This window comes from Microcystis sp. LE19-84.1B (genome assembly GCF_027531875.1).
GTDB lineage: Bacteria > Cyanobacteriota > Cyanobacteriia > Cyanobacteriales > Microcystaceae > Microcystis > Microcystis panniformis.
Map to the genome: position 1 here is coordinate 1 of NZ_JAPZSR010000149.1, position 4133 is coordinate 4133.

Here is a 4133-nt window from a genome sequence, read left to right on the forward strand (position 1 = left end):
TGATAACTGATAACTGATAACTGATAACTGATAACTGATAACTGATAACTGATAACTGATAACTGATAACTGATAACTGATAACTGATAACTGATAACTGATAACTGATAACTGATAACTGATAACTGATAACTGAATTGCCAGCACCTAACCATGAAATACCTTCTTTTTTCAGCAATCAAATCACAGGAAAAAAAAGCGAGGGGTTTTACTCTAATAGAATTGTTAGTAGTGGTGATTTTATTGGGGGTTCTCGCTGCCATCAGTTTACCCACTCTCTTGGGACAAATCGCTAAGGGTAGGCAAGCAGAAGCGCGCGAAGCACTGGGATTAATCAATCGCGCCCAACAGGGTTATCGTTATGAAAAAGGGACTTTTGCTACTTTATCTCAACTATCTCTGGAAGCTGCCACTATTTCCCTAACATTTTATAATATCAGCCAAGTAGAAACCCCCGATGCTTTTGGAACCGCCTATCGAGCGAATGCAGTGCCTGAATTTGATGACGATATTAAAAATTATGCTGGAGCGGCTGGACAAACGGCAGCCGGGGCCTATACTGGTATTGTTTGTGAGGATGACACTCCTTTAGACGATAATGTTTCTACCAGTAATTCCGCCGGTGTTCTTAGCTGTGTTAATGGCATTAAAATTAATTAAAATAAACCCAAAAATCTTTTATTTTTGTTGATAAGTAGATGGTTATAATTATGAAGGTCGTGATTTGTAGGTTGATTCATCGTAGGGTTAATTCATCGTAGGGTTAATTCATCGTAGGGTTAATTCATCGTAGGGTTAATTCATCGTAGGGTTAATTCATCGTAGGGTTAATTCATCGTAGGGTTAATTCATGAATTAACCGCGATGGTAGGGTTAATTCATGAATTAACCCTACTTATTAAGGGGGGATAAAGGGGAGATCCCCCCGCCTATCGGCACCCCCCTTATCAAGGGGGGCAGGGGGGATCGAACCTAAAATCCATGTTTTAATTTAATTAAAACCAGCTACTTACGTTACTGATTATTGACTTTTATTTGAAGATATGTTAGGCGTAAAAAAATCTCTCAATCTATCCTTACTTAAAACTCTGGGTTTAGTCGCCGTCATCGGTGGACTAATCATGGCTATTGTGGAAATGCAACAGGAAAAGGTGAAAACCTTGACCAAAGAAAAGTTATTAGAGAGAAATTATAGTCAAGAATCTCGTCTAGAAAATGCTCAGGTTGAGTTATTAAAAAATATACCTTCCTTTGGCTTTAATAATATGTTAGCCAATTGGTCAATGTTACAGTTTATACAATACTATGGCGATGTGGATGCTCGCAAGGAAACTGGTTACGGTTTAAGTCCCGATTTTATGGAAATTGTCACCAAAAATGACCCCAAATTTGTCCGCGCCTATTTGATGATGTCTGTCGCTTCTTCCCTCAATGCTGGTAAACCCGAAAGAACGATTGAGATTATGAATAAAGGTTTATCAAAAATCACTCCTGATGTCACCGATGCCTATTTTCTTTGGTTATATAAAGGAGTGGATGAACTATTATTTTTAGGTGATATTCCCGCGGCGAAAAAATCCTATCAAATGGCCGCCGATTGGGCAAAAATTGCCGGTAATGAATTTATCGAAAAATCCGCTAGGGGAACAGTGAAATTTTTAGAAACTAATCCCGATAGTCGCGCTCCTAGAGTCGGTGCTTGGATGTTAGTCTGGATAAATAGCCAATACGAAGAAACCCGCAGGTTAGCTAAGGAAAATATCGAAAAATTGGGCGGTAAATTGGTTGTGATTAATGATAATCAAGTGATGGCAATTCCCCCCAAGGATTAGGGGTTGACATATTTTTTATCCTGCCAAAACTTATGATTTAATAAACCATCAATATCATTAGGGAAGGGACAAACATCGGGAAAATTAGAGTCTGGATAATCCTCTTTCACCGCTTCTAAAGCTTCTCGATAACATTCTTCTAAAATCTCTATCATAAACCTTTTCAAACTAGGAGAATACTTAAATTCCTTCTTCAACTTCTTGCGAAAATTTCTAATTTCAATTTCCCACCCTCGATAACAATCGGGAAGAACCACATAACAACGTTTTAATAAATGTTCTAATAAACGAGTTAAAAAATTATCGACCGCTTTGGGTTGACTTTTCCCCAAAGATTCCACCTCCTCGATCAAATTCTCTAAATCGACCTGAGATAAATCCCCAGATTTTAATTGCTTAACCGTCTTCTCTATCCACAAAGCAAAATCTTGATCATACAGATTTTTTACCTTGGCTAAAGTCATAATTTTTCTCCCTGTTAAACTTAAATTAATTTCTTGAAAATCACACTAAATCTGGTTATTAAAGACTGATTATTTATTCCCCTTTTTGCATGAGTGCATGAGTAGAAAACGGGTTTCTCCGAGAGTAGAAAACGGGTTTCTCCGAGAAACCCGTTTTCTGTGCGTTACTCAACGGATTTAGTATGATTACCTATTCTCCCTATCCCAAGAGTGCCTCTCCTCAACCGATTTGGTATCAAAGTTTAACTTTCCCAAAACTTATGATTTAATAAGCCATCAATATCCTTAGAAAAAGGACAAAAATCGGGAAAACTAGCATCATATTCGATTCGCATATTCTCCACCGCTTCCTGATAACAATTATCACAAATATCCGTCAAAAAACTGCATAAACTAGGGGAATCTTTAAGGATATCTTTTAACTTCGATTGACAGCGTTTAATTGTTACTTCCCAACCTCGATAACAGTCGTACAAAAGAAGATAACGGCGTTTTAAACCGTGTTCAAATAATGTAATTAAACGGTTTTTAAGTTCCCTTTTATCTCGTCTTCCCAAAGATTCCACCTCCTCGATCAAATTCTCCAAATCAACCTGAGATAAATCCCCAGATTTTAATTGCTTAACCGTCTTCTCTATCCACAAAGCAAAATCTTGATCATACAGATTTTTTACCTTGGCTAAAGTCATAATTTTGACCTCTTATCTTGACTAATTACCTTCATTTTAGCGAAACTTCGCCAACAATTTAAGTCTGAATTGGCGCTTACTTAAAACTTGCATTAAAAGTCGCTCGGTTTGGGTGTATCTCACATTTTCGGAAATAGCGATAATCAGCAATTATCAGTCACTCTTAAACTGCTACAAATGTATGAACAGCCGCGTGTAAGCATCCCACCGAAAAGCTAATGCGCTCCAGGGTTTGGGGACGGCGCTTGCGTCCCCAACGGGGGGTTTGGGTAGGGTTGATTCATGAATCAACCCTACTATGAATCAACCCTAGGGATCAAGGGGAAATCCATCTTCAATTTAATTATAACTACTTATTTATCCCATTCAAATTTTTCCTCTTTTTTTCATTAACTCAACCACAATCGGATATCGGATAATCGGATGCACATTATACCAGAGATCGCCATTGCGGTATTCCAAAATATATAAACCATGCAACAGATCTAGAAAATTTTGATCCTTGAGATACTTCGGTTTTGACTTTTCATAAACAGTTTTAATAATTTCCTCATCTGCTGTACCGATACTTTCAGCAAAATCGAGACTAAGTTCTGTGATTGATTGTTCTAAAACAGCTTGATCAATTTTTAGGGTATTATCATCAGGATAACGACGAACCGATCGCAAACAAACCCGACAGCAATCATTAGTAATGCGAATTAATTCTCGTAACACTCCCCCACTATAAAGACAAATTTTTTCGAGGGTGTCAGGATCGATTAAAGCGGGATCGATGCGCTTAGTGATAATCTCGGTTAAAGTAGCAATAATTTGCGGATCGGGTATAGCATTAGGTGAATTAATTCCTCCCTGTTTAAAGAGTTTATATACAGGCATTTGTACGATCTGATCGTTAGTTTCTGTTTGGAGAGTTGCCTTTAAAGCTACTTCTCTTAAAGCGGCGATCGGAATAGTCATAATAATCCGAAAACCGGGCAGCATATAGCCACAAACAAAACCAGAAAAAAATTAACTGATAACTGATAACTGATAACTGATAACTGATAACTGATAACTGATAACTGATAACTGATAACTGATAACTGATAACTGATAACTGATAACTGATAACTGATAACTGATAACTGATAACTGATAACTGATAA

The 4133-nt window shown here is 37.4% G+C and carries 4 protein-coding genes and 1 pseudogene; 2 read left to right on the forward strand and 3 right to left on the reverse strand.

The window, feature by feature from the left end; all coding sequences use genetic code 11:
• The first annotated feature begins 153 nt into the window (after window positions 1-153).
• Window positions 154-660: a type IV pilin-like G/H family protein gene (locus tag O9324_RS09550; RefSeq protein WP_288140051.1), complete on the forward strand. Its 507-nt coding sequence runs from the start codon at window positions 154-156 to the stop codon at window positions 658-660.
• Window positions 661-1043: 383 nt separating this feature from the next.
• Window positions 1044-1832: a hypothetical protein gene (locus tag O9324_RS09555; protein WP_288140052.1), complete on the forward strand. Its 789-nt coding sequence runs from the start codon at window positions 1044-1046 to the stop codon at window positions 1830-1832.
• Here O9324_RS09555 and O9324_RS09560 read toward each other — a convergent pair.
• The 3 genes and pseudogenes from O9324_RS09560 to O9324_RS09570 all read right to left on the reverse strand — a co-directional run.
• Entirely contained in the window at window positions 1829-2296 is a 468-nt protein-coding gene (locus O9324_RS09560) for a DUF29 domain-containing protein (RefSeq protein ID WP_288140053.1), read from the reverse strand. The two genes, O9324_RS09555 and O9324_RS09560, sit on opposite strands and share 4 nt — an antisense overlap.
• Window positions 2297-2538: 242 nt before the next feature.
• The gene (locus O9324_RS09565; protein ID WP_288140054.1) at window positions 2539-2985 is read right to left on the reverse strand and encodes a DUF29 domain-containing protein; all 447 of its coding nucleotides are present in this window, start codon (window positions 2983-2985) and stop codon (window positions 2539-2541) included.
• A gap of 366 nt (window positions 2986-3351) precedes the next feature.
• A pseudogene (locus O9324_RS09570) lies at window positions 3352-3969 on the reverse strand (ATP-binding protein); the annotation flags it as partial.
• Between the last annotated feature and the right edge of the window lie 164 nt (window positions 3970-4133).